Here is a 21,419-nt window from a genome sequence, read left to right as displayed (position 1 = left end):
ATATAGACGTCAGTGCTGGTGAAATAAGCAATGAATCAACAGCCTGCAACAAAAAGCCACCCGAAGGTGGCTTGTCTCAAGCAGCCTTGGATAGGCTCGGGAACTCGATTTCCCGGGATGGCGCATCCTTTTGCATGGCATCGAGAGCGATTTTTTTCAGTTCGCTGTCGATAAAGCGGTGTAGGGCCTGTCGCATGAGCGGTTGGTATCCCATGCCGTAATGCTTGGCCACTGCCTTGTACGAGGCGATCAATTCGGTTTCCAGACGGATGGAAATCGCCTTCAAACCAAAGGCTTCATCGATCACGCTTTGTTCAGCCTCGGTCTCCAGGTGTTTTTCGGCGTAGGCCGCATCTTTCCCCAGCGGGCCATTTTCCCAAGCTTCGGGCGTGCCGGGAATTTTATTGGTCATTGTCGTATTTTCCATAAAGTGCGATTTCTCCAGCGCTGGGTTCGTACGCAGTTTTCAGTTCAACCCGATCAGGGAAGGGGATGAAACATATCTTTAGTTTTCGACCGAAATTCGTTTCGGCAATAAACCAGCGCGTCAGCGGGTTGGTCAAATGATCTTCCCGGTCATCGATTGCATACTCACCGTTTCGGTTGGCAAAACATTGGCGTAACTCGTCAAGGGTTACGCCGCCGTGTTTGGTGTTCAGTTTTTCCAGAACACGATCAGAAATATCGATTTTCATTGTATATACAAACCCTGTTTTGCGCAAATCGTTTTGGCGCCTTGGTCCCTCTGGCCGAATGCGCTACTACAAAATATACCATTGGAATATTATGGGCCGAAGCGCTTTTCGCGACAAAGCTTTTCTGCCTTCTCAATGAGCTAAGGGTTTATCGAGCGAAGAATCTGCGAGACAATGGCCGTTTCGTGCACGAACCGAGCGAACCGTGGCTTGACCGCGGTGGGGAAGAAGAATTTATGCTGCTAATGATCGACAATTACGATAGCTTTACCTACAACATCGTCCAGTACTTCGGCGAGTTGGGGCAGGACGTACAGGTTTTTCGCAATGACGCCATCACGCTTGATGAAATAGCCCGCCTTAAGCCCGAGTATCTGGTCATCTCGCCCGGCCCCTGCGCGCCGGCTCAGGCTGGTATTTCGCTGGCGGCGATCCGTGAGTTTGCCGGCAAGATACCCCTGCTCGGCGTCTGTCTCGGCCATCAGGCCATCGGCGAAGCATTCGGCGGCAAGATTGTCCACGCCAAGCAGCTCATGCACGGCAAGGTTTCGCCAGTGCACCACAAGGATGTTGGCGTCTTCAAGGGGCTGCCCAATCCGCTGACCTGCACCCGCTATCACTCGCTGGCCATCGAGCGTGCCTCGCTGCCCGATTGCCTTGATGTCACCGCCTGGACTGACGATGGCGAAATCATGGGTGTGCGCCACAAGACGCTGGCCGTCGAAGGCGTGCAGTTCCATCCCGAATCCATCCTGACCGAACGCGGTCACGATCTTCTCAAGAACTTCCTGGACGAATTCAAGCAATGACCCCGCAAGCTGCTCTCCAGCGTGTCATCGAACACCGCGAAATTTTTCATGACGAAATGGTCTCCCTGATGCGCCAGATCATGGGCGGCGAAGTCTCGCCGGTCATGATCGCCGCTATCATCGCCGGGCTGCGCGTCAAGAAGGAAACTGTGGGCGAAATAGCGGCCGCCGCCAGCGTCATGCGCGAGCTGGCGACGCCAGTCAAGGTCCCCTACGACAACCGCTTTGTCGACATCGTCGGCACTGGTGGCGACTCGGCCCATAGCTTCAATATTTCGACCACCTCGATCTTTGCCGCTGCGGCGGCAGGGGCCAAGGTGGCCAAGCACGGCGGGCGCAGCGTGTCGTCCAGTTCGGGCAGTGCCGACGTGCTGGAGGCGCTGGGCGCCAATATCATGCTGTCGCCCGAGCGGGTTGCCACCTGTATCGAGGCCTGCGGCATCGGTTTCATGTTTGCGCCGAACCACCATAGCGCGATGAAGCACGTTGCTCCGGTGCGCCGTGAAATGGGTATCCGCACCCTGTTCAACATCCTCGGCCCGCTGACCAACCCGGCGGCGGCACCTAATACCCTGATGGGCGTCTTTCACCCCGATCTGGTCGGTATTCAGGTGCGCGTCATGCAGCGTCTGGGGGCCGAGCGTGTCCTGGTTGTGCATGGTCGCGACAATCTCGACGAAATTTCTCTCGGTGCCGCCACTCTGGTCGGTGAGTTGAAAAATGGCGAAGTCTCCGAATATGAAGTACACCCCGAAGATTTCGGTCTGCAGATGATGTCCCTGCGCAACCTGAGCGTTGCCAGTGCCGAGGAGTCGAAGGCGATGATGCTCGGTGCGCTCGACAACAAGCCGGGGGCGGCGCGTGAAATTGTCTGTCTGAACGCTGGTGCAGCCCTTTATGTCGCCAATGTCGCCGACAGCATTGGCGCCGGCATCGCCAAGGCGCGGGAGGCCATTGCCTCCGGTGCGGCCCGTGCCAAGCTGGCTCAGTTTGTCGAATGCACACAAAAATTGGCGAATGCCTGACATGGTGCTAAAGTTCAATTGTACTTATTTTTGTACAAGGAGTACCCCGTGGATACAATGACTTACAGCTACACCCGCCAGAATTTCGCCAATGTGATGGACCGCGTCAATGATGACCGCGCGCCGCTGCTGATTACCCGTCAGCAAGGCAAGCCGGTGGTCATGATGTCGCTTGACGATTTCAACGCCCTCGAGGAAACGGCCTATCTGCTGCGCAGCCCGGCCAATGCCCAGCGTTTGATCGATGCCATTGCAGAGGTGCGCTCAGGTGGTGGAAGCACCAAAACCCTCCCGCTCGATGCCGATTAAATTCGCTGATCTTGCCTGGGCGGATTACCTGTTCTGGCAACAGGCCGACAAGGCAACGACCAAGCGAATCCATACGCTGATCAAGGATATCCAGCGGTCTCCCTTTGAAGGCATCGGCAAGCCCGAGCCTTTGCGACATAACTTTTCCGGTTTCTGGTCGCGACGCATTGATGAGGAACATCGCCTTGTCTACACCATCGATGATGGTTGCCTCGTAATAGTCCAGTGCCGCTACCACTACCAATCATGAGCGACATCCTCAACAAAATCATCGCCACCAAGCACCAAGAAATCGCTGCTGCGCTGGCCGTCAAACCGCTTGCCGTGGTCGAGGCGGAGGCTGCCGCGCAGCCGGCTCCGCGTGACTTCGTTGGCGCCATCCGTGCCAAGATCGCCCAAGGCAAAGCCGGCATCATTGCCGAAATCAAAAAGGCCAGCCCCTCCAAGGGCGTCATCCGGCCCGACTTTCAACCGGCCGACATCGCGCGCAGCTATGAGCAATACGGCGCTGCCTGTCTGTCGGTGCTGACCGACCGCGAGTACTTCCAGGGCTGCCCCGAATATCTCAAGGCTGCCCGTGCCGCCTGCACCCTGCCTGTGCTGCGCAAGGACTTCATGGTCGACGCCTACCAGGTGGCTGAAGCCCGTGCGATGGGGGCCGATGCCATCCTGCTCATCGCCGCCGCGCTGACCCTGCAACAAATGCAGGCGCTTGAAGCGCAAGCCTTTGCCTACGGCATGGCCGTGCTGGTTGAGGTGCACAACGGTGAGGAACTCGATGCCGCCCTGCACCTCAAAACCCCGCTGCTCGGCATCAACAACCGCAACCTTCGCACATTTGACGTTACGCTCGACACCACGCTCGGTCTGCTGGCGCGCATTCCCGCCGACAAGATCGTCGTCACCGAAAGCGGCATCGTCACCCCGCAAGACGTTGCCCTGATGCGCCAAAATAGGGTTGGCGCCTTCCTCGTCGGGGAAGCGTTCATGCGCGCGCCGGAGCCGGGTGTGGAGCTAGCGAGGTTGTTTGCCGTATCTTCGTCCGAGCAGGATGTGCGCTGGTTGCAACGTCTCAGCAATTATTCGCAAGCATTGCAGCGCTTGTCGGACGCCGTGGAACTCGCTGCTCAGCGCGCCCTGAGTCCTCTAGAGCAGCAAGGCGTGATCCAGGCCTTCGAGTTCACTCATGAACTCGCCTGGAACGTCATGAAAGACTTTTTCCATTGGCAAGGCAATGCCGCCATTGCCGGCTCCCGTGATGCGACCCGTGAAGCCTACGCCAAAGGTCTGGTTGAGGACGGCGATGGCTGGATGGCGATGATCAAGAGCCGCAATCAGTCATCGCATACCTACAATCAGGCCATAGCCGAAGCCATCGTCGGGGCCGTCATCGGGCAATACCACGCCCTGCTCGTCAAGTTTGAGCGACGCATGCAGCAAATCGGCGGGCAGTAATGCTGGAAAGTGGGCATAGCGACGCTTTCGGCCTGCCCATGAGGGCGCGGGAACAGATCGTTGCTGTTCTGAGCGACTACCCGGAGGTGATAAATGTCACCGTCTTTGGTTCGCGCGCCAAGGGAAACTACCGTCCGGGGTCTGATATCGATTTGTGCCTGGATGCCCCTGAACTCGGCATGAGACGTCGCCTGGAACTGGAAAATCGGCTGGATGACCTGTTGCTACCCTGGAAGATTGATGTGCTTCTGCGTCACGAAATCGACAATCCGGCATTGATTGATCATATTGCCCGTGTCGGTCTGGCCTGGCTTCTACCCCAAGGGCGCTGAGTTTCGGCGGGGCCACTTGCGGAGGACTTGGTTGTTGCGTCAAAACAACATAGTTGCGGATAAACGGTGCAACATGCCAATCGCTGGTTGCTAGGGGATAGCCCTCTTTGCCACAATCATTGCCAACTTCTCGATCCGAGAGGTAAAGCTTAGTTCGGCTTGACTGCCGGATTAAAAACTAACCACTAAGGAGATTTTCTGATGCAAAAGAAGATTATTGCTCTGGCTGTTGCCGCTCTGGCCTCTACCGCCGCTTTCGCACAAACCAACGTCACCATCTACGGTATTGCTGATGCATCCGTTTCCGGCACGTCTTACCTGGGTAACGCTGGTCGTCAAACCCAATACGGCGTCAATTCCGGCACCCTCTCGACCTCGCGCATCGGTTTCAAGGGCGTTGAAGATCTGGGTAACGGCCTGAAGGCTCTGTTCGTTCTGGAATACGGTCTGGGCATCGACGGTTCCAATCCGGTTGGCTACAGCACCACCTCTTCTGCTGTTGCTCGTCAGCAAATGGTTGGTCTGACCGGCGGTTTTGGTACGGCTGTCGCTGGTCACCTGCAGACCACCGGTCTTGACTTCACGATCGCCGGTTCTGCTCTTGGTGGCTCTACCGGTCTGGGCGTTGCTCACATGAACAGCGCCGTTGGTGGTACTGGTGGCCTTCAAGGCAATGCCGCTACCCACCTGATCTCCGCTTTGACCGGCGGCCGTCAGTCTAACGCTGTTGCCTACATCTCGCCGTCCTTCGGTGGTGTGACCGTTGCTTACAACCACGCTCGTGTTACCGAAGGTGCTGGCACTGCTGCTTCCACCACGCTTGGTAACAGCGATTGGCACGGCGATCTGGTATCTGCTAGCTACGACAATGGCCCGATCACCGCTGGCGCGATCTACACCAAGGTGACCACGCCGACCACCTCGGCCTCGCTGGCTCAAGACAACATCAAAGAATGGGGTCTCCGCGCCGGTTACGACTTCGGCGTTGCCAAGCTGCAAGCTCAGTACCAGCGCGCGAAGCAGGATGGCGTCACCGGCTCTGATAGTCTGTGGCTGGTTTCCGCTACCGTTCCGGTCAGTGCTAAGGTTGCTCTCATCGCTGAATACGGTCACACCGCTGTGAAGTCCACGGCTGTTGAAGACAACGTCTCTGCCGCTACCGTTGCTGCTACCTACTCGCTGTCCAAGCGTACGACTGCTTACGCTGGCGTTGCTGCTAAGCGTGTTCAGAGCAATGCTGCTGCTCAAGGTCTTGATCAGAACACCTACGCTCTGGGTCTGCGTCACGCCTTCTAATCTGGTTAAATCCAGTTGGAACAGAAACGGGGCTTCGGCCCCGTTTTTTTATGCCTCAAATTTTCTCGATCCGTTTCAGCAACCGCTGAACTTGCGCCAATGACCACGTGCCACCTCTGGCTGCCGTGATCCCCAGTTGATTCAACTCGCTGACCATCTGTCGCTGTGTCAGCCCGCAAGCAACGAACCCTCGCACCACTCCAGATAGATGCCCGGCAAACGCATTTGCCGCTTGCTGGCGCTCTTCATGATTTCGCTTGAGGTTCGCCCTTGCTGTTGCCCCTAAAACGACGCCACGGGCCTTGGCTGCGGCCAGTGCCGCTTTCGTTCTCGATGAAATCTGGTCGCGCTCCCATTCGCTCATGACCGCGTGTATCTGAATCATGACTTTGTTCGCTTGGGGCATGTCAGCCGCTACGAAATCACAACCGCTTTCCAGAAGCCCCGTCACGAAATGAACATTCCGGGCCAGTCGATCTAGCTTGGCGATGATCAGGGTCGCCTTGTGCTTGCGGCACAAATCAAGCGCGGCCCGTAGTTGGGGTCGGGTTTCAAGGGCGTTGGCACCCTTGCCGGTTTCAGTCTCGGTGAATTCCCCGATCAGCCCCGATGCCGCTCCTTTGAGATACGCGGCCACTGATGCCTGCTGTGCCTCCAGACCCAAGCCGCTCTGGCCCTGCTTGAGAGTGCTGACCCGGTAGTAAGCAACGAACTGATGATTCTGCATGATGACTCCGTTTGGCGATCAGGGAGGACGTTCGTCCTATGTGTATCCAAGCCTGTCGGCGTTACCTATCGTTTCTAAGCAAGTGTAAGACAATGAAAAACGGGCGCCTCGGCGCCCGTTTTGTCGTTAACAATTTAGATCAGCTAAACAGGATCAGGTTGTCGCGATGAATGAACTCAGGTTCATCCACGTAACCGAGGATGGCTTCGATTTCGGCGGTCGATTTACGCGTAATCAGCCGGGCTTCACCGCTGCCGTAGTTACACAAGCCACGGGCGACTTCCTTGCCGTCGGGTGAGATGCAGGCGACGGCCGAGCCGCGTTCGAATTCGCCCTCGGCGGCAGTGACGCCGATGGGGAGCAGGCTTTTTCCGACTTTGAGGGCGGTGACCGCGCCATCGTCGAGGTGAAGGCGGCCGGCCAGTTGCAGGTGGTCGGCCAGCCACTGTTTGCGGGCAGCGAGGGGCTGGGTTTGCGAGACGAGCAGGGTGCCGACGGCTTCGCCAGCCGCCAGGCGGATGATCGGGTCGGTTTCGCGGCCGCTGGCGATGGCGGTGTGGGCACCGCTTCGGGCGGCACGTTTGGCGGCGATGACCTTGGTGATCATGCCACCCGTGCCGATGCGGGTGCCAGCGCCGCCGGCCATGGCTTCGAGTGACTCATCGCCGGCCGTGGCTTCGCTGATCAGCGTGGCGCTTGGGTCCTTGCGCGGGTCGGCGGTGAACAGGCCGATCTGGTCGGTCAGGATGATCAAGGCATCGGCTTCGATGAGGTTGGCGACGAGGGCGCCCAGGGTGTCGTTGTCGCCGAACTTGATTTCGTCGGTGACGACGGTGTCGTTCTCGTTGATGATCGGCACGACACCGAGTTCAAGCAGGGTCGTCATCGTCGACCGGGCATTCAGGTAACGCTTGCGGTCGGCCAGGTCGTCGTGGGTGAGCAGGATCTGCGCGGTGTGCAGGCCGTGCTTGGCGAAAGCGCCTTCATAAACCTGCGCCAGACCCATCTGGCCAACGGCGGCAGCAGCCTGTAGTTCATGCACGCTCTTCGGTCGCTTGGCCCACCCCAGACGCTGCATGCCGCAGGCGATGGCGCCGGAGGAGACGAGCACGACTTCCTTGCCTTGCTGGCGCAGGACAGCGATCTGGCGGGCCCAGTCTTCAATGGCAGCGAGGTCGAGCCCGGCCCCGTTGTTGGTGACGAGCGCCGAGCCGACTTTGACGACGAGGCGTTTGGCAGAGGCGAGGCGTGTCGTACTCATCATTCTTCCGTGTCGGCGTCTTCGTCTTCGTCGTCGGGCACTTCCGGCTTGGCCATCTGCTCCAGCGCCTCTTGGATGGCGTAGATCAGGGGCTTGGTGCCCTCGCCGCTGATGGCGGTGATGGGGAAAACCGGGCCGTCGTACTTGGTTGCCTTCTTGTAGGCCTTGAGGAAGTCCTTGACGGTCTTTTCGCGGTCTTCTTCGGGGATCAGGTCGAGCTTGTTGAGGATCAACCAGCGCGGCTTGTCGGCCAGCGCCGGGTCGTGCTTGATCAGTTCGCCAACAATGGCTTTGGCATCGCGTACCGGATTGGCGTCCGGGTCGATCGGTGCAATATCGACGAGGTGCAACAGGATGCGTGTCCGCTGCAGGTGCTTGAGAAAGCGGATGCCGAGGCCGGCGCCGTCGGCAGCGCCTTCAATGAGGCCGGGCACGTCGGCCATGACGAAGCTCTTTTCAGCATCGACACGAACCACGCCGAGGTTGGGGTGGAGCGTCGTGAAGGGGTAGTCGGCGACCTTCGGGCGAGCCGAGGAGACGGCGCGGATCAGCGTGCTCTTGCCGGCATTGGGCAGGCCGAGCAGGCCGACGTCGGCAAGGACGCGCAGTTCGAGCGTCAGTTCGTGTTCTTCGCCCTGGTCGCCATTGGTTTTCTGGCGCGGGGCGCGGTTGGTCGAGGACTTGAAGTGGATGTTGCCGAGTCCACCCTTGCCGCCCTTGGCGATCAGAACTTTTTTCTCGTTGACGTCGAGGTCGGCCAGAATTTCGCCGGTGTTGAGGTCGGAGATGACCGTGCCGACGGGCATGCGCAGGATGATGTCGTCGCCGCCGGCACCGTAACAGTCAGCGCCGCCACCATTTTCGCCGCGCTTGCCGATGAATTTCCGGGTGTAGCGGTAATCGACCAGGGTGTTGATGTTGCAGTCGGCGACGACGTAGATGCTGCCGCCCTTGCCGCCATCGCCGCCATTGGGGCCGCCCATCGGGATGTATTTTTCGCGACGGAAAGTGGCCGCGCCGTTACCGCCGTCGCCAGCCTTGACGTAGATTTTTGCTTCGTCGATAAATTTCATTTTCCGCCTCTACATTCGCGAGGGATATCGCCGCCAGAAAATCTGGAGGCATAAACTAAAAAGCCCCATCCTGCGGACGGGGCTTTTGCTTCCGCTTGGCCGATTTATTCGGCAGCCGGAACGATGGTCACCACGCGGCGCTTCTTCAAGCCCTTGATGGAGAACTGAACCACGCCGTCCTTGAGTGCGAACAGGGTGTGATCCTTGCCGCAGCCGACGTTGTCGCCCGGGTGGAATTCAGTGCCGCGCTGGCGAACAATGATGTTGCCAGCCAGGATAAATTGACCGCCGTAGCGCTTGACGCCCAGTCGTTGGGCTTGTGAGTCGCGGCCGTTACGTGAACTACCGCCTGCTTTCTTGTGTGCCATTTATTAGCTCCTTGAACTTAGGCCGCGATCGCGTCGATGCGCAATTCGGTGTAGTTCTGACGATGGCCTTGATGCTTCTGGTAGTGCTTACGACGACGCATCTTGAAGATCTTGACCTTGTCGTGGCGGCCGTGGGAAATCACGGTGGCTTTGACGGTGGCGCCAGCAAGGAAGGGAGCGCCGATCTTTACCGACTCGCCTTCGCCTGCCATCAGGACCTGGTCAAGGGTAACTTCTGCGCCAACGTCTGCCGGTATCTGTTCTACTTTAAGTTTTAGACCATTGGTAACGCGATACTGCTTACCGCCGGTTTTTATGACCGCATACATGGGTTGGACTCCGAAAATAATACAAAGGGTGCTACAAAGAACCGCGCATTATACGGAAATTCTCTGACAAGTCAAAGCCTTGTCGTGGGGGTGTGGTAAACTGCCCGTCTTTGAAAAAAGGAGTTCCCCATGGCTGAAGTCACCACCGCCTCCGGGCTGGTCTATGAAGATACCGTCGTCGGCGAAGGCGCCGAGGCCAAGGCAGGCCAGCAGGTCACCGTGCACTACACCGGCTGGCTGACCAATGGCAGCAAGTTCGATTCGAGCAAGGATCGCAACGACCCCTTCGAGTTTTCCCTCGGCATGCGTCAGGTTATCGGCGGCTGGGACGAAGGCGTCCAGGGCATGAAGATTGGCGGCACCCGCAAGCTGACCATCCCGCCGCATCTGGGTTACGGCGCGCGTGGCGCTGGCGGCGTCATTCCGCCGAATGCGACCCTGGTTTTCGAGGTTGAACTCCTCGGTCTGCGATGAGCGCTTCCGACGATCCGTGGGCCAAGTGGCGCAAGCCCGAGGCCCCCGCGGCTGAAGCTGAGCCGAAAAAGGAAATTCGGCGCGAGGCCACGCCCCAAGACGATTCGCGGGAAAAGTCCGAGAACCCTTGGGGTAAGGCAGCCCCGGAAAAGCGGCCGGCCAAGAAATCCTCCGATGCCGTGCCGGCCCGGGCTCGTCGTGTCGAAGTGCCGGTTGCCGCACCTGTTTCGGAGCCGGGCGAAGTTACCTTGCCGGAAGGCACGCTGGGCGTTCGTCGCTCGGCCAAGCCAACGCCACGCGCTCCCAACAAGCTGCCGCTGCGCGGCGGATCGTCGCTGCGCAAGCCGATTGCCCCGAAGGTCGCGCCGGTCTTGCCGGACATGACGCGGGAAAGACCGTCGCGCCCGGCACCGGTCGACCGGCCGGCTCCCGTGCCGCGTCCGCCCGTGGTGCGCGAAGGTCCGCCGCCGGACGGGGTGCGCCTGTCGAAAGTGATGTCGGAGCGTGGCATGTGTTCGCGCCGCGAGGCCGATCTGTGGATCGAACGCGGCTGGGTCTTTGTCGATGGCGAGCGGGTCAGCGAACTGGGTTCGCGCATAGATCCGAATGCCGAGGTGGCGATTTCGAAAGAGGCCAAGTTCGATCAGGCCAAGCAGGTTACGGTGTTGCTCAACAAGCCGGTCGGTTATGTCTCCGGTCAGCCGGAGCCGGGCTTCACGCCGGCGATCACGCTGATCACGCCGGACAATCAGTTGCGCCAGTCGGGTGACCCCGAGTTCAAGCCGTGGATGTTGCGCAGTCTGGCTCCGGCGGGCCGCCTCGATATCGATTCGACCGGTCTCCTCGTCCTGACGCAGGATGGTCGGGTGGCCAAGAAGCTGATCGGCGACGATAGCCAGGCCGAGAAGGAATACCTGGTGCGGGTGGCTGGCGAGATGATCAAGGGTGGCCTCGACCTCCTCAATCATGGCCTCGAACTCGACGGCCAAGCCTTGAAGCTGGCGCGCGTCAAGCAACTCAACGAGGACCAGTTGCACTTCATCCTCAAGGAAGGCAAGAAGCGCCAGATTCGTCGCATGTGCGAACTGGTCGGCTTGCGCGTTATCGGCTTGAAGCGGGTGCGCATCGGCCGCGTCAAGCTGGGCGATCTGGAGCTTGGTCAGTGGCGCTTTTTGCGGGCAGACGAGGCTTTCTGAGTCGGACTTTTCGCTGAGTCGCAAAAAACAAAACGCCGGCCGGGATTAACCGGGCCGGCGTTTTTTTATGAGGCTTTGGTGACGATCAGGCGGCGCGCACCGGCGGCATCATGACGCATTCGCCTTCGATGACGGTCTTGCCGGCAACCGTGCACACGGTGTCGAGAATGACGCGGTTCTTGGCGACGTTCACTTCACGGACGGTGACGGTGGCGGTGACGGTATCGCCCGGCTTGACCGGGGCCTTGAACTTGAGGGTCTGCGACAGGTAGATGGTGCCGGGTCCGGGCAGCTTGTTGGCCAGGGTGGCGGAGATGAAGCCGGCCGACAGCATGCCGTGGGCGATACGGGTGCCGAACATCGTCCCCTTGCAGTATTCCTCGTCGAGGTGGGCAGGATTGACGTCGGTCGAAATGCCGGCGAACAGGATGATGTCGGTTTCGGTGACGGTCTTGGACGTGCTGGCAGACATGCCGGGTTGCAGTTCGTCGATGTGATACGCCATGGCTGGGCTCCTTGTGTGGTTTATTGAAATTCGAAACGGCACTCTAACATACGTTAGCGTATGGTAGAAACCGGCTCGCTATTCTGTGCGCAGAGCGTCGACCGGGTCAAGGCGTGCGGCATTGCGGGCGGGCAGCACGCCGGCCGCGAGACCGATGGCGATGGCGATGCCTTCGGCGAGCAGGACGAAGCTGAGCGGCGTATGAACCGGCAGGGCAGGCAGGGCGACATGGATGAGCTGGGCGAGGCCGATGCCGAGAATCAGGCCGAAGATGCCGCCCAGTGCGGAGAGCGCCACGGCTTCGCCAAGAAAGAGGGCGAGGATGGTGCGCCGCCGGGCCCCCAGCGCGACGAGCAGGCCGATTTCACTGGTTCGTTCAGTAACGGCGATGGTCATGATGGTGACGATGCCGACACCGCCGACCAGCAGCGAAATTCCCCCCAGCGCGCCGACCGCCATGGTCAGTACGTTGAGAATATTGGACAGCGTTTTCAGCATGTCTTCCTGCGTCACGATGGTGAAGTCCTCGCGGCCATGACGCTCGATCAGTTGGGCCTTGACGCGGCTGGCGACGATGGCGGACGAGACGCCTTCTTCTGCGGCGATATTGATTTCATCAACGCCCTCGCGGTTGAACAGCTCCTGGGCGCGGGCGGTGGGAATGAAGGCGGTGTCGTCGAGGTCGATGCCGAGGAACTGTCCTTTGGGGGCGAGCACACCGATGATCCGGAAATGCAGGCCGCCAATGCGCAGGCGCTGGCCGAGCGGGTTGTCGCTGCCGAACAGCTCGGTTTTGAGCTTTGCGCCGAGCACCACAAAGGCGCGGGCACTGCCTTCGTCATCAGCCGGGAGGAACTGGCCGCTTTGTACCGACGACTTGAAAATCTGCGGCAATCTGAAATTGACCCCATAGACCAGCGTGCGACGGGTTCGCCCATTCCCCCCGACTTCGGCATTGCCGCGGGCATTGGGAGTGACGGCCACGACATGAGGGAGGCGTTCGAGGGATTTGGCATCGTCGAGCGACAGCGGGCGGGCGCTCGATGGCAAACCGGAGGGTGCGCCACCGGTTTTGGTTTTGCCGGGGGCGACGGTGATCACATTTGTGCCAAACTGGGTGAATTCGCCCAGCACGAAGCGGTGGATGCCTTCGCCGATGGAGGTGAGGAGGATCACCGCCGCGATGCCGACGGCGATACCGAGCAGGGTCAGGAAGCTGCGCAGGCGCTGCGCGGTAATGGCGCGTACGGCGAGCTGGAGGGCGTCGGTAGCGAGCATCTCAGTTGGTCATCAGTGCTTCATCAAGGCTTGCACCGGATCAAGCTGGGCGGCACGCCGCGCCGGCATGACGCCGAAGAGCAGGCCAGTGGCAAGCGCCGTGCTCAGCCCGGCAATCACCGCCCAGTCCGGTGGATAGGCCGGAAACACCGGGAAAAACTGGCGCAGCGCAAAGGCGCCCAACTGACCGAGCAGATAGCCGACCAGGGCGCCGACGGCGGAGAGCATCGAGGCTTCGGCCAGAAAGGCCAGGCGTATGGTTTTGGCGCTGGCGCCAAGCGCCTTGAGCAGGCCGATTTCACCGGTACGCTGGGTGACGGCGACGAGCATGACGTTCATGACCAGAATGCCGGCAACGGCCAGACTGATCGCGGCAATGCCGGCGACGCCAAGGGTCAGCGCGCCGAGCAGCTTGTCGAAGGTGGCGAGTACGGCATCCTGGGTGATCACCGTGACATCCTCCTCGCCGCGATGGCGCTGCTTGAACAAGTCCATCGCCTGCGCCTTGACGCCGGGGATGGCATCGCGGCTGTTGGCTTCAATCATGATGCGGAACAGGGTGTTCGAATTGAACATGGCCTGGGCCAGTGAGACGGGGATGATGACCAGTTCGTCGGTGTTCATGCCCAGCCCCTGGCCGGTCGATTTGAGGACGCCGATCACACGCAGGCGACGGTCGCCCACCCGGACCAGTTGGCCGACGGCCGGATTGATGCCGAATAGCTCGTCGCGAATCTTGGCGCCAATCACGGCGACTGAGGTGCCCCGGCTCCAGTCCTCCTCCGGCAGGCCCTGACCCTGGGCGATCTCGAAGTTGCGGATGGGAATGAATTCGGCGGTGGTGCCGGCCACCATGACTTCACGTAGCTTGCCACCGAAGCTGATTTCCGAGGTGCCGACGGCGAGCGGGGCGACGCGGCGGGCCCCGGGCAGGCGGCGCAGGCTGCCCGCATCGTCGACCGTCAGGTCGCGTGGTGTGCTGGTGATGGCGTTGGCCGGGTTGAAGCCGCCAGTCCCCGAGCGGCCGGGAAGGACGATGACGAGGTTGGTGCCGAGCGAGGAAAACTGGCCGACGACGTAGCGCCGCGCTCCGTCCCCAAGTGCCGTGAGGATGACGACGGCGGCGACGCCAATCGACATGGCGAGCACCGACAGCGTCGTCCGCATCGGGTAGCCGGTCGCCGCATCGCGGGCGAAGCGCAGGGTGTCAGCCAGGCGCATGGGCGCTTTGCCTGCTGTCGTGCTGCAGCCGCCCGTCTTCCATGACCAGCTGGCGACCGGCACGGGCACCCATGCTCTGGTCGTGGGTGACGACAATCAGGGTGACACCCTTGGCGTTAAGGGCTTCAAGCAGGTTGACGACTTCTTCGCCGGTATGACGGTCAAGGTTGCCGGTCGGTTCGTCAGCCAGAATCAGGGCCGGCTGCATGATGGTGGCGCGGGCGATGGCGACACGCTGGCGCTGACCGCCGGAAAGCTGGTCTGGCTTATGGTCGGCCCGGTTCTCCAGGCCGAAATCCTTGAGTGCCTGGGTGACCCGCGTCTTGCGCTCGCTGGCGGCAATGCCGGCCAGCATCATGGGCAGGGCGATGTTCTCGGCGGCCGACAGACGGGGCACCAGGTGAAAGCTCTGGAAAACAAAGCCGATCCGCGTGCTGCGCACGGTGGCCTGTTCGTCCGGTGAGAGGGTGGTGACGTCGCGCCCTTCAAGTTTGTAGCTGCCTTCATTGGGGCGGTCGAGCAGGCCGAGGAGGTTGAGCAAAGTTGATTTGCCGGAGCCGGATGGTCCCATGATGGCGACGTATTCACCGGCTTCGATCTGCAGATTCAACCCGGCCAGGGCATTGACCGTGGTGTCGCCGAGCAGGAAGCGGCGTTCAATGCCGGAGAGTTCGATCAGCGGCATGCGCTTATTGGGCCTTGGCTGGGGACTGCGTCTTTTCGTCGGGCGTTACCTTGGCCCCGGCCTTGACGCCATCCTTGTCGAGCGAGGTGACGAAGCGTTCCCCGGCGCTCAGGCCGGCCACAACTTCGGTGTACTCCCAGTTGCTCAGGCCGGTCTTGATCGGGCGCTCCTCGAGCTTGCCGCTGTCGGCGTTGAAGACCAGCACCTTGCCACCTTCCTGAATGGCTGCGGTGGGAATGCGCAGAACATTGTCCCGGCCGTTGAGGATGATCTCGACATCGGCGCTGTAGCCGACGAGCAACTTCCCAGCAGCTGCGGGCTGATCGAAGTCGACCTCGATGTCGACGGTGCGGGCCTGTTTTTCGACGGCCGAGACATAGGGGGCCACGCGCCGCACCTTGCCGGGCAGGACCTTGCCCGGCAGTGCATCGAGCGTGATGCGGACGGACTGGCCGACCTGGACTTTCGGCGCATCGACTTCGTCCATCGGTGCCTTGACATACAGACAGGTGTCGTCGATCAGGTCGATGGCCGGCGGTGTCGGTACGCCGGGTGGTGACGGAGTAGAGTATTCGCCGAGTTCGCCGACGATCTTGGCGACAGTGCCGGCGAAGGGGGCGTAGAGGGCGATGCGGCCTTGTTCAACGCGGGTGGCTTTGAGCTTGGCTTCGGCCTGGGCAATGTCGGCTTTGGCCGTGTTGCAACTGGCGCGCCGGACTTCGGCATCGGTGCGGGCGGCTTCTTCCTTGCTGGTCGACACAAAGCCCTTCTGGCGCAGTTCGGATTGGCGTGTTGCTTCCTTCTCGGCGTTGCTGGCGGCAATGCAGGCTTCCTCGCTGCGTTTGGCGCTGAGTGTGATCTGCGTCTGGGCCAGCGCGGCGTTGGCCTGCTGGTCATCATTCCACAGCTTGAGCAGGAGCTGCCCCTTCTTGACCTTGTCGCCTTCCTTGACGCCGAGGTATTCGATACGGCCGCCGATGATGGTCGACAACTTGGTGCGCAGGCAGGCCTCGACGGTGCCGGCCCGGGTGTTGGCCAGGGTTGCCTCGACCTTGCCGGTAGCGGCTTCCTTGAGGACCACGGGGACCGGTTTGGGGCGGGTAAAGAAGAACAGGCCAAGGCCGATTAGGGCGATGACGGCAGCGATGACAGCAATGCGACGCATGGTGTTTCCTATCTGAAACCGGGCAACCAGCCGGATTGTTCATGCCCCCAGACTGGTTCGAGAGCCCCTTGGTAGAGTGCTTCGATGACTGGAGGTTCCTGCCATGGCTCATTCATGAAGGTCAGGCCGATTTCCTCGACGGTGCGGCCCGACCAGTAATGCTCGGCGACTTCGTCGAGGGCGCCGAGCGACAGGCTGTGTGGCAGGCGCAGGTAGTCGAGCCAGCTGGCATCGTGGAAGGAGCAGATGTAGGCGCCCTTGGTCCGCGAGCAGGTCAGGTTCTTGCCGAAAATGCGCTGCGGATGCTTGAGGCGAAAGGTCGTGGCGTCGGTGCGCGTGGCGAATTGCAGCAGGGCGTGCAGGCGGCTGGGAAAATGGTTGTAGCGACGTTGCCGGAAATATTCCAGATGGTATTCAGCAAAATAGTTCTGCACGGACAGCAACTGGTCGCCGGGTGTCGGGGCTCCCCCTTCCGGCGACGCCAGCGTGCCGCCAAAGGGACTGCCCTTGAGAATGTCCCAGCCAGGTAGCTCGGCCCCCGGCTCAAGCCAGCAGAACAGCTCCAGCGTTGCGGTGTCCTTGATCAGATTGTCCATGGACTTAGTGGCCTGCCCCAAAGATAACGAAACATGAAAACTTGTCTTTGCGCCGCTGGCGTTGCTGCTCATCCTCGCGATAGCTTCGGTTCGCGCCTGACCGGCAACGCAAATCCTTCATTTTCATTTTGATCCGCAATGGTAGGACAGGCTACTGGGGTTGGAAGCGCATATCACCATTCTGAACGATCACCGGGCTTTATCCAATCAGTGTGTACAAATAGACAAACCGAAGCGCCCAAAACTATGCCATTTGGCATATGATTCGCATCGGCGCGAATGGATTGTGACATGGGCGTTTCAGGCTTGTGGACGGTTTCTTCGCTTGGGAATTTGGTCGGGGTGTCGCTATGCCTTGTGGTGTTTGCTTTAAATGAATCTGCGCAAAGCTTTTTTCAGCGTTTTGCTCGCCCTGGCTGGCGTGCTTCTCCTGATCGCCGGGGCGACCTTGGGGGCGCTGTCAGCGTATAACGACGGTCAGGCCGCAGCCAGGCATCGCCAGGACTCGATGGCGCTGATGAGTTCAGTGCACCATGAAGTCGACCTCCTCGGTCGCCTGGTCAGTTCCTACGTCAGCACGGCCAACCCGAGCTATCTCATTTATTACTACGACATCCTGGCCATCCGCGAAGGGAGCAAGCGGGCCCCGGAGGCGATGCCCGAAACCTTCTGGGATCAGGTCATTGGTGGCACCATGCCGTACGTCTCGCCGCTGCCCGGGCCAGGACTGGCGCTGGCCGAACGCATCAAGCTGCTCGGCTTCGATCCGGGCGAGGTGGCGGTGCTGAGTCGGGTATTCCAGATTACCGACCAGATGAAGCAGGTCGAACAGATTGCCTTTGCGGCCACTCAGGGTTTGTATGATCCTCTGCGCCACGAATTTGTTTCCGAGGCCGAGCCCCAGCACGCTTTTGCCAGTGATCTGCTGCACCAGGCCCCCTACCTCAAGCTGCGCGCCGAACTGGCGGTAGCCGTCGATGAGCTCACCCGTCAGGTCGATCAGCGGACGACCAAGGATCTGGCACAGGCCGGTGAGCTTCTGCTGCGCTGGATTCTCGCCGCGCTGGTTTTGCTGCTCGCGGCCGGCGGTGCGCTGGTCATCAGCTACAACTATCTGAAAAGGCATCTGCTGGCCCCCCTCACTGCCTTGCACCAGACGGCGACGGCGCTGGCCGAAAAATCATTCAGCGAGCGCGTCGGGGACCTTCAGGGGGTCGAGGAGGTACAGTCGCTGGCGGCGACCATCGACAGTATGGCGGCAGCCATCGAGGCCGATATCGACCAGCGCGAACTGGTCCAACGCTCCTTGCGTCAGGCGCGGGCGCGAGCCGAAGTGGCGGCGGAGGCAAAGTCCATTTTCCTGGCCAACATGAGCCACGAAATCCGCACGCCGATGAATGCCATTCTGGGCATGGCCTATCTGGCCCTCCAGTCCGGCCTGCCGCCCAGGCAGCATGATTACGTGGCCAAGATTCATACCGCAGCCCATTCCCTGCTCGGCATCCTTAACGATGTCCTCGATTTCTCGAAGATCGAGGCCGGCAAGGTGGCCCTGGAAGCCCTGCCCTTCGATCTCGAACCGGTCATTCAGAACGCCCTGTTCATTGTCCAGCAGCGGGCCGAAGGGAAACATATCGAACTGATCCTCGATTTTCTGCCGACACGCAACATGCAGCACTTGATTGGTGACCCTTTGCGCCTCGGTCAGGTTTTGATCAACCTGCTGTCGAATGCCGTCAAATTCACCGATGCCGGTCACGTCCGTCTGGTCGTCAGCGAACGGTCAAGCGACGATCTGACGTCGACCCTTGCCTTCCGCGTCGAAGATACCGGTATCGGCATGACGTCAGAACAAATCGGCCGGCTGTTTCGGGAGTTCTCGCAGGCTGACGGTTCGACGACCCGGCGCTATGGCGGCTCAGGCCTCGGGCTGGCCATCTCGAAGCGACTGCTGGCAGCGATGGGCAGCGAAATCAGGGTGGAAAGCCAGGTGGGAGGCGGCAGCGTTTTTTCCTTTGCCATGCAGTTGCCGCACGAGGCTCTGGGTGCCGGGGCGGATGGTGGCGTGCGGCCGATCATGTGCCAGCGGGCGCTGGTTGCCGACGACTACCCGGCCGCCCGGGAAAGCATGGCCGCCATGCTTCTCGCCATGGGCTGCATGTCGGTCGAGCAGGCGTCCGGTGGGCTCGATACCCTGGCGCGGATGACCAGAGCCTCGGCCGAGGGGAGGCCGTATGATTTGCTTTTGCTCGACTGGTTGATGCCTGACCTGCCCGGCAGCGAACTGGTCGCCGCGCTCGGCTCGCGGGGCATTGCCCTGCCAGCGCGGACGGTGGTGGTCTCGGTGGCGGATGCTTCCCTGTTGCGGCACGAGGTTGACCAGGCCGGGGTCGAGGTGATCCAGAAGCCACTCATGCCCAATGTCGTACGCCGGATTTTCGGCATGGATGTGGACCTCGCGCCAGCACTCTGGCCGGAGCATCTGGTTCCCCGTCCGGGGTGCCTGCAGGGCATGTCGATACTGCTGGTCGAAGACAATGAGCTTAACCAGCAGGTGGCCGGAGAGATTCTCCGGGGCTGGGGGGCCACCGTGGATATCGCCGCTGACGGACAGATCGCACTGGATATGCTCTCTGCGGCAGGGGCGGGACACTATGCGGCAGTGTTGATGGACTTCGAGATGCCGGTCATGGACGGGCGCGAGGCGACGAGCCGTTTGCGCGAAGATGAGCGTTTCCGGGAACTGCCGATTATCGCCATGACGGCTCATGTAGCCGGGCAGGGCATGCGAGACGGCATGTCGACCGGGGTCAATGCCTATCTGGCCAAGCCTTTTGAACCGGAGGGGCTGCTGGCCATGCTGCAACCTTACTGGTCAGGCGCGACCGCGGTGGCGCTGCCGGCCGACGACGGGGCTGCGCTCAGTGATGATGATCGTGCCTTCATAGCCAGCCTGGCGGCCATGCCGCAGATCGATTCGGCCATTTTGTCGCGCCGCTTTGCCGGACGTTTGCCCTTTCTCGCCCAGGCTTTGGGCCGTTTTTCTGAAGACGGCCGGAACTGGATCAGCCGCCTCGATGCGCTGCTGGTCGACGGTGATCTGGCGGTGGCACAACGCCAGATACATACCCTGGCCGGACTGGCCGGGACCTTCGCCATGAGCCGCTTGCAGGGGGCGCTGCATGACCTGGAGCAGGCCATGCAGCGAGGCGTTGTCGAGCCAGTTCGGGAAAAGGTTGAAGTCGATCTTCAGTTGCGGGCTTTGGTGGATGGCATCGGCCGTCTGCCGGCGAGCTATCCGGGGTTGATGCTGGCGACCGATCGACGCCCGCTGGACGTGGTTTTGTCTCAGTTGCGGACTCAGTTGGCAGAAGGGGATGGCGAGGCCGAGGAGGTTTGGCGCCTGAACAAGGGGCGTCTGGTCGGCTTGTATTCGCCGCGCCAGGTCGCGGCTATCGACCACGCAATCGGACAATGGGATTTCGATGAGGCATTGCACATCTTGGACAACACCAATCAGAGCGGGGGCGGGCAGTGATCGCAAATAACGCATGCGTACTGGTAATTGACGATACTCCGGCCAACCTCAGTCTGCTCAACCAGTTATTGCGCACGCACTACCGGGTCAAGTTGGCGAACGGCGGGGCCCGGGGTCTGGAACTGGCGGTCAGTGCCCGGCCGGACCTGATCCTGCTCGATGTCATGATGCCGGACATGGATGGCTACGAAGTATGCCGACGCCTCAAGGCTGATCCGGTGACGGCCGGCATTCCGGTGATTTTCCTGACGGCCAAGGCGGGGGCAGACGACGAGGAGTTCGGACTGGAGGTCGGTGCAGTCGACTTCATCCGCAAGCCGATTGCCCCTTCGGTAGTGCTGGCACGAGTGCGCAATCATCTGCAAATTCGGACCTGGCAGACTTTTCTCGAGGACAAGAGCGCCTGGCTGGAAAGAGAAGTGGAGCGCCGGGTCAACGAAGTCCTGCGTCTGCAGGAGGCATCGATTCGGGTCATGGTGTCACTGGCCGAATTCCGCGATGAATGCACCGGCAATCATATTCGCCGCACCCAGGATTACGTCCGCCTGCTGGCCGATTATCTGAGCCGCGAAGAGCGTGACCGCGAGTTCCTGTCGCCAGAGCATATCGACCAGATCGCCAAGGCCGCGCCCCTGCACGATATCGGCAAGATTGCCATTCCTGACTACATCCTGCTCAAGCAGGGCCGGCATACGCCGGAAGAGTTCGCAATCATGAAGACCCATTCGGTCAAGGGTGAAAGCATGTTGCTGCGCTCGCAGCACGAACTCGGTGAGGAAAATCTGATGCTTCTTTATGCGGCGCAGATTGCCCGCAGTCATCATGAGCGCTGGGACGGAACCGGCTATCCGGATGGTCTGGCTGGTGAGGAAATCCCCTTGCCGGCAAGGCTGATGGCGGTGGCTGATGTCTACGATGCGCTGCGCTCCCGTCGCCCTTACAAGCGGGCCTTCGATCACGCCGAGGCGGTAGAGGTTCTGCGCGCCGGGCGGGCCTCGCATTTCGACCCGCTGCTGATTGATGCGTTTTTCGCGCTGGAGTCGGATTTCGCCGACATTGCCATTAAACTGGCCGACGAGTAA

The 21,419-nt window shown here is 60.7% G+C and carries 24 protein-coding genes and 1 pseudogene; 12 read left to right on the top strand and 13 right to left on the bottom strand.

Annotated features, from left to right (window positions below; all coding sequences use genetic code 11):
* Positions 1-76: 76 nt before the first annotated feature.
* Together HYN24_RS12735 and HYN24_RS12730 are read right to left on the bottom strand one after the other, a co-directional pair.
* On the bottom strand, positions 77-412 hold the full coding sequence (locus tag HYN24_RS12735; RefSeq protein ID WP_205421389.1) for a hypothetical protein: 336 nt from the start codon (positions 410-412) through the stop codon (positions 77-79).
* Entirely contained in the window at positions 402-695 is a 294-nt protein-coding gene (locus tag HYN24_RS12730) for an ADP-ribosyl-(dinitrogen reductase) hydrolase (protein WP_117609595.1), read from the bottom strand. The genes HYN24_RS12735 and HYN24_RS12730 overlap by 11 nt, the downstream gene beginning before the upstream one ends.
* 236 nt (positions 696-931) lie before the next feature.
* Here HYN24_RS12730 and HYN24_RS12725 point away from each other — a divergent pair, with 236 nt between their 5' ends.
* From HYN24_RS12725 to HYN24_RS12695, 8 genes and pseudogenes are all read left to right on the top strand, one after another.
* Positions 932-1,504: an aminodeoxychorismate/anthranilate synthase component II gene (locus HYN24_RS12725; protein ID WP_117610382.1), complete on the top strand. Its 573-nt coding sequence runs from the start codon at positions 932-934 to the stop codon at positions 1,502-1,504.
* Positions 1,501-2,529, top strand: coding sequence for an anthranilate phosphoribosyltransferase (gene trpD / locus HYN24_RS12720; protein WP_117609594.1), 1,029 nt, complete (start codon positions 1,501-1,503; stop codon positions 2,527-2,529). Before HYN24_RS12725 ends, trpD begins: the two co-directional genes overlap by 4 nt.
* 57 nt (positions 2,530-2,586) lie before the next feature.
* On the top strand, positions 2,587-2,838 hold the full coding sequence (locus tag HYN24_RS12715) for a type II toxin-antitoxin system prevent-host-death family antitoxin (protein ID WP_240327787.1): 252 nt from the start codon (positions 2,587-2,589) through the stop codon (positions 2,836-2,838).
* Entirely contained in the window at positions 2,828-3,088 is a 261-nt protein-coding gene (locus tag HYN24_RS12710) for a Txe/YoeB family addiction module toxin (RefSeq protein ID WP_117609592.1), read from the top strand. Before HYN24_RS12715 ends, HYN24_RS12710 begins: the two co-directional genes overlap by 11 nt.
* Positions 3,085-3,867: pseudogene (trpC, locus tag HYN24_RS16195) on the top strand (indole-3-glycerol phosphate synthase TrpC); the annotation flags it as partial. The gene HYN24_RS12710 and the pseudogene trpC, both read left to right, overlap by 4 nt.
* The gene (locus HYN24_RS16190; protein ID WP_240327786.1) at positions 3,847-4,293 is read left to right on the top strand and encodes a nucleotidyltransferase substrate binding protein; all 447 of its coding nucleotides are present in this window, start codon (positions 3,847-3,849) and stop codon (positions 4,291-4,293) included. The pseudogene trpC and the gene HYN24_RS16190, both read left to right, overlap by 21 nt.
* Entirely contained in the window at positions 4,293-4,625 is a 333-nt protein-coding gene (locus tag HYN24_RS12700; protein ID WP_117609590.1) for a nucleotidyltransferase family protein, read from the top strand. Before HYN24_RS16190 ends, HYN24_RS12700 begins: the two co-directional genes overlap by 1 nt.
* Before the next feature lie 201 nt (positions 4,626-4,826).
* Complete coding sequence (locus HYN24_RS12695) at positions 4,827-5,921, top strand: porin (RefSeq protein ID WP_117609589.1); 1,095 nt, start codon at positions 4,827-4,829, stop codon at positions 5,919-5,921.
* Between the two features lie 55 nt (positions 5,922-5,976).
* On the opposite strand, the gene HYN24_RS12690 is transcribed toward HYN24_RS12695, so the two are convergent.
* The 5 genes from HYN24_RS12690 to rplU all read right to left on the bottom strand — a co-directional run bounded on the left by HYN24_RS12690 (position 5,977) and on the right by rplU (position 9,679).
* Positions 5,977-6,648: a recombinase family protein gene (locus HYN24_RS12690; RefSeq protein ID WP_117609588.1), complete on the bottom strand. Its 672-nt coding sequence runs from the start codon at positions 6,646-6,648 to the stop codon at positions 5,977-5,979.
* A gap of 139 nt (positions 6,649-6,787) precedes the next feature.
* A complete protein-coding gene (gene proB / locus HYN24_RS12685; RefSeq protein ID WP_117609587.1) occupies positions 6,788-7,909 on the bottom strand; it encodes a glutamate 5-kinase in 1,122 nt (373 codons plus the stop codon).
* Positions 7,909-8,982, bottom strand: a complete 1,074-nt coding sequence (gene cgtA / locus HYN24_RS12680; RefSeq protein WP_117609586.1) for an Obg family GTPase CgtA — start codon at positions 8,980-8,982, stop codon at positions 7,909-7,911. Before cgtA ends, proB begins: the two co-directional genes overlap by 1 nt.
* Before the next feature lie 104 nt (positions 8,983-9,086).
* The gene (rpmA, locus tag HYN24_RS12675) at positions 9,087-9,350 is read right to left on the bottom strand and encodes a 50S ribosomal protein L27 (protein ID WP_117609585.1); all 264 of its coding nucleotides are present in this window, start codon (positions 9,348-9,350) and stop codon (positions 9,087-9,089) included.
* A gap of 17 nt (positions 9,351-9,367) precedes the next feature.
* Positions 9,368-9,679: a 50S ribosomal protein L21 gene (gene rplU / locus HYN24_RS12670; protein ID WP_117609584.1), complete on the bottom strand. Its 312-nt coding sequence runs from the start codon at positions 9,677-9,679 to the stop codon at positions 9,368-9,370.
* Positions 9,680-9,808: 129 nt separating this feature from the next.
* Here rplU and HYN24_RS12665 point away from each other — a divergent pair, with 129 nt between their 5' ends.
* Together HYN24_RS12665 and HYN24_RS12660 are read left to right on the top strand one after the other, a co-directional pair.
* The gene (locus tag HYN24_RS12665) at positions 9,809-10,153 is read left to right on the top strand and encodes an FKBP-type peptidyl-prolyl cis-trans isomerase (protein WP_117609583.1); all 345 of its coding nucleotides are present in this window, start codon (positions 9,809-9,811) and stop codon (positions 10,151-10,153) included.
* The gene (locus tag HYN24_RS12660) at positions 10,150-11,349 is read left to right on the top strand and encodes a pseudouridine synthase (protein WP_240327673.1); all 1,200 of its coding nucleotides are present in this window, start codon (positions 10,150-10,152) and stop codon (positions 11,347-11,349) included. Before HYN24_RS12665 ends, HYN24_RS12660 begins: the two co-directional genes overlap by 4 nt.
* Positions 11,350-11,434: 85 nt before the next feature.
* Here the strand turns inward: HYN24_RS12660 and HYN24_RS12655 are convergent, their stop codons facing one another.
* From HYN24_RS12655 to HYN24_RS12630, 6 genes are all read right to left on the bottom strand, one after another.
* Positions 11,435-11,854 (bottom strand): MaoC family dehydratase, encoded by a 420-nt coding sequence (locus tag HYN24_RS12655; RefSeq protein WP_117609582.1) that lies wholly within the window; start codon positions 11,852-11,854, stop codon positions 11,435-11,437.
* Between the two features lie 78 nt (positions 11,855-11,932).
* Entirely contained in the window at positions 11,933-13,132 is a 1,200-nt protein-coding gene (locus HYN24_RS12650) for an ABC transporter permease (protein WP_117609581.1), read from the bottom strand.
* Positions 13,133-13,144: 12 nt separating this feature from the next.
* Entirely contained in the window at positions 13,145-14,353 is a 1,209-nt protein-coding gene (locus HYN24_RS12645; RefSeq protein WP_117609580.1) for an ABC transporter permease, read from the bottom strand.
* Entirely contained in the window at positions 14,340-15,038 is a 699-nt protein-coding gene (locus HYN24_RS12640; RefSeq protein ID WP_117609579.1) for an ABC transporter ATP-binding protein, read from the bottom strand. Before HYN24_RS12640 ends, HYN24_RS12645 begins: the two co-directional genes overlap by 14 nt.
* Positions 15,039-15,042: 4 nt before the next feature.
* A complete protein-coding gene (locus HYN24_RS12635; RefSeq protein ID WP_117609578.1) occupies positions 15,043-16,203 on the bottom strand; it encodes an efflux RND transporter periplasmic adaptor subunit in 1,161 nt (386 codons plus the stop codon).
* 8 nt (positions 16,204-16,211) lie between these two features.
* Positions 16,212-16,799, bottom strand: coding sequence for a hypothetical protein (locus HYN24_RS12630; protein WP_117609577.1), 588 nt, complete (start codon positions 16,797-16,799; stop codon positions 16,212-16,214).
* A gap of 373 nt (positions 16,800-17,172) precedes the next feature.
* Between HYN24_RS12630 and HYN24_RS12625 the strand changes: the two genes are divergently transcribed.
* Together HYN24_RS12625 and HYN24_RS12620 are read left to right on the top strand one after the other, a co-directional pair.
* Positions 17,173-20,337 (top strand): response regulator, encoded by a 3,165-nt coding sequence (locus HYN24_RS12625; protein WP_117609576.1) that lies wholly within the window; start codon positions 17,173-17,175, stop codon positions 20,335-20,337.
* The gene (locus HYN24_RS12620; RefSeq protein WP_117609575.1) at positions 20,334-21,419 is read left to right on the top strand and encodes a two-component system response regulator; all 1,086 of its coding nucleotides are present in this window, start codon (positions 20,334-20,336) and stop codon (positions 21,417-21,419) included. The genes HYN24_RS12625 and HYN24_RS12620 overlap by 4 nt, the downstream gene beginning before the upstream one ends.

The organism is Dechloromonas sp. HYN0024 (assembly GCF_003441615.1).
Taxonomy (GTDB): Bacteria; Pseudomonadota; Gammaproteobacteria; order Burkholderiales; family Rhodocyclaceae; genus Azonexus.
This window is presented reverse-complemented; position numbering and strand designations above follow the sequence as displayed.

Coding starts and splice junctions, on each gene's coding strand:
- HYN24_RS12695 (WP_117609589.1), top strand. CDS start 4,827: ATGCAAAAGAAGATTATTGCTCTGGCTGTTGCCGCTCTGGCCTCTACC.
- HYN24_RS12690 (WP_117609588.1), bottom strand. CDS start 6,648: ATGCAGAATCATCAGTTCGTTGCTTACTACCGGGTCAGCACTCTCAAG.
- HYN24_RS12655 (WP_117609582.1), bottom strand. CDS start 11,854: ATGGCGTATCACATCGACGAACTGCAACCCGGCATGTCTGCCAGCACG.
- HYN24_RS12700 (WP_117609590.1), top strand. CDS start 4,293: ATGCTGGAAAGTGGGCATAGCGACGCTTTCGGCCTGCCCATGAGGGCG.
- HYN24_RS12665 (WP_117609583.1), top strand. CDS start 9,809: ATGGCTGAAGTCACCACCGCCTCCGGGCTGGTCTATGAAGATACCGTC.
- trpD (WP_117609594.1), top strand. CDS start 1,501: ATGACCCCGCAAGCTGCTCTCCAGCGTGTCATCGAACACCGCGAAATT.
- HYN24_RS12625 (WP_117609576.1), top strand. CDS start 17,173: ATGAATCTGCGCAAAGCTTTTTTCAGCGTTTTGCTCGCCCTGGCTGGC.
- HYN24_RS12635 (WP_117609578.1), bottom strand. CDS start 16,203: ATGCGTCGCATTGCTGTCATCGCTGCCGTCATCGCCCTAATCGGCCTT.
- HYN24_RS12715 (WP_240327787.1), top strand. CDS start 2,587: ATGACTTACAGCTACACCCGCCAGAATTTCGCCAATGTGATGGACCGC.
- HYN24_RS12735 (WP_205421389.1), bottom strand. CDS start 412: ATGACCAATAAAATTCCCGGCACGCCCGAAGCTTGGGAAAATGGCCCG.
- HYN24_RS12710 (WP_117609592.1), top strand. CDS start 2,828: ATGCCGATTAAATTCGCTGATCTTGCCTGGGCGGATTACCTGTTCTGG.
- HYN24_RS12630 (WP_117609577.1), bottom strand. CDS start 16,799: ATGGACAATCTGATCAAGGACACCGCAACGCTGGAGCTGTTCTGCTGG.
- HYN24_RS12650 (WP_117609581.1), bottom strand. CDS start 13,132: ATGCTCGCTACCGACGCCCTCCAGCTCGCCGTACGCGCCATTACCGCG.
- HYN24_RS12640 (WP_117609579.1), bottom strand. CDS start 15,038: ATGCCGCTGATCGAACTCTCCGGCATTGAACGCCGCTTCCTGCTCGGC.
- rplU (WP_117609584.1), bottom strand. CDS start 9,679: ATGTATGCGGTCATAAAAACCGGCGGTAAGCAGTATCGCGTTACCAAT.
- rpmA (WP_117609585.1), bottom strand. CDS start 9,350: ATGGCACACAAGAAAGCAGGCGGTAGTTCACGTAACGGCCGCGACTCA.
- proB (WP_117609587.1), bottom strand. CDS start 7,909: ATGAGTACGACACGCCTCGCCTCTGCCAAACGCCTCGTCGTCAAAGTC.
- HYN24_RS12725 (WP_117610382.1), top strand. CDS start 932: ATGCTGCTAATGATCGACAATTACGATAGCTTTACCTACAACATCGTC.
- HYN24_RS12730 (WP_117609595.1), bottom strand. CDS start 695: ATGAAAATCGATATTTCTGATCGTGTTCTGGAAAAACTGAACACCAAA.
- HYN24_RS12660 (WP_240327673.1), top strand. CDS start 10,150: ATGAGCGCTTCCGACGATCCGTGGGCCAAGTGGCGCAAGCCCGAGGCC.
- cgtA (WP_117609586.1), bottom strand. CDS start 8,982: ATGAAATTTATCGACGAAGCAAAAATCTACGTCAAGGCTGGCGACGGC.
- HYN24_RS12645 (WP_117609580.1), bottom strand. CDS start 14,353: ATGCGCCTGGCTGACACCCTGCGCTTCGCCCGCGATGCGGCGACCGGC.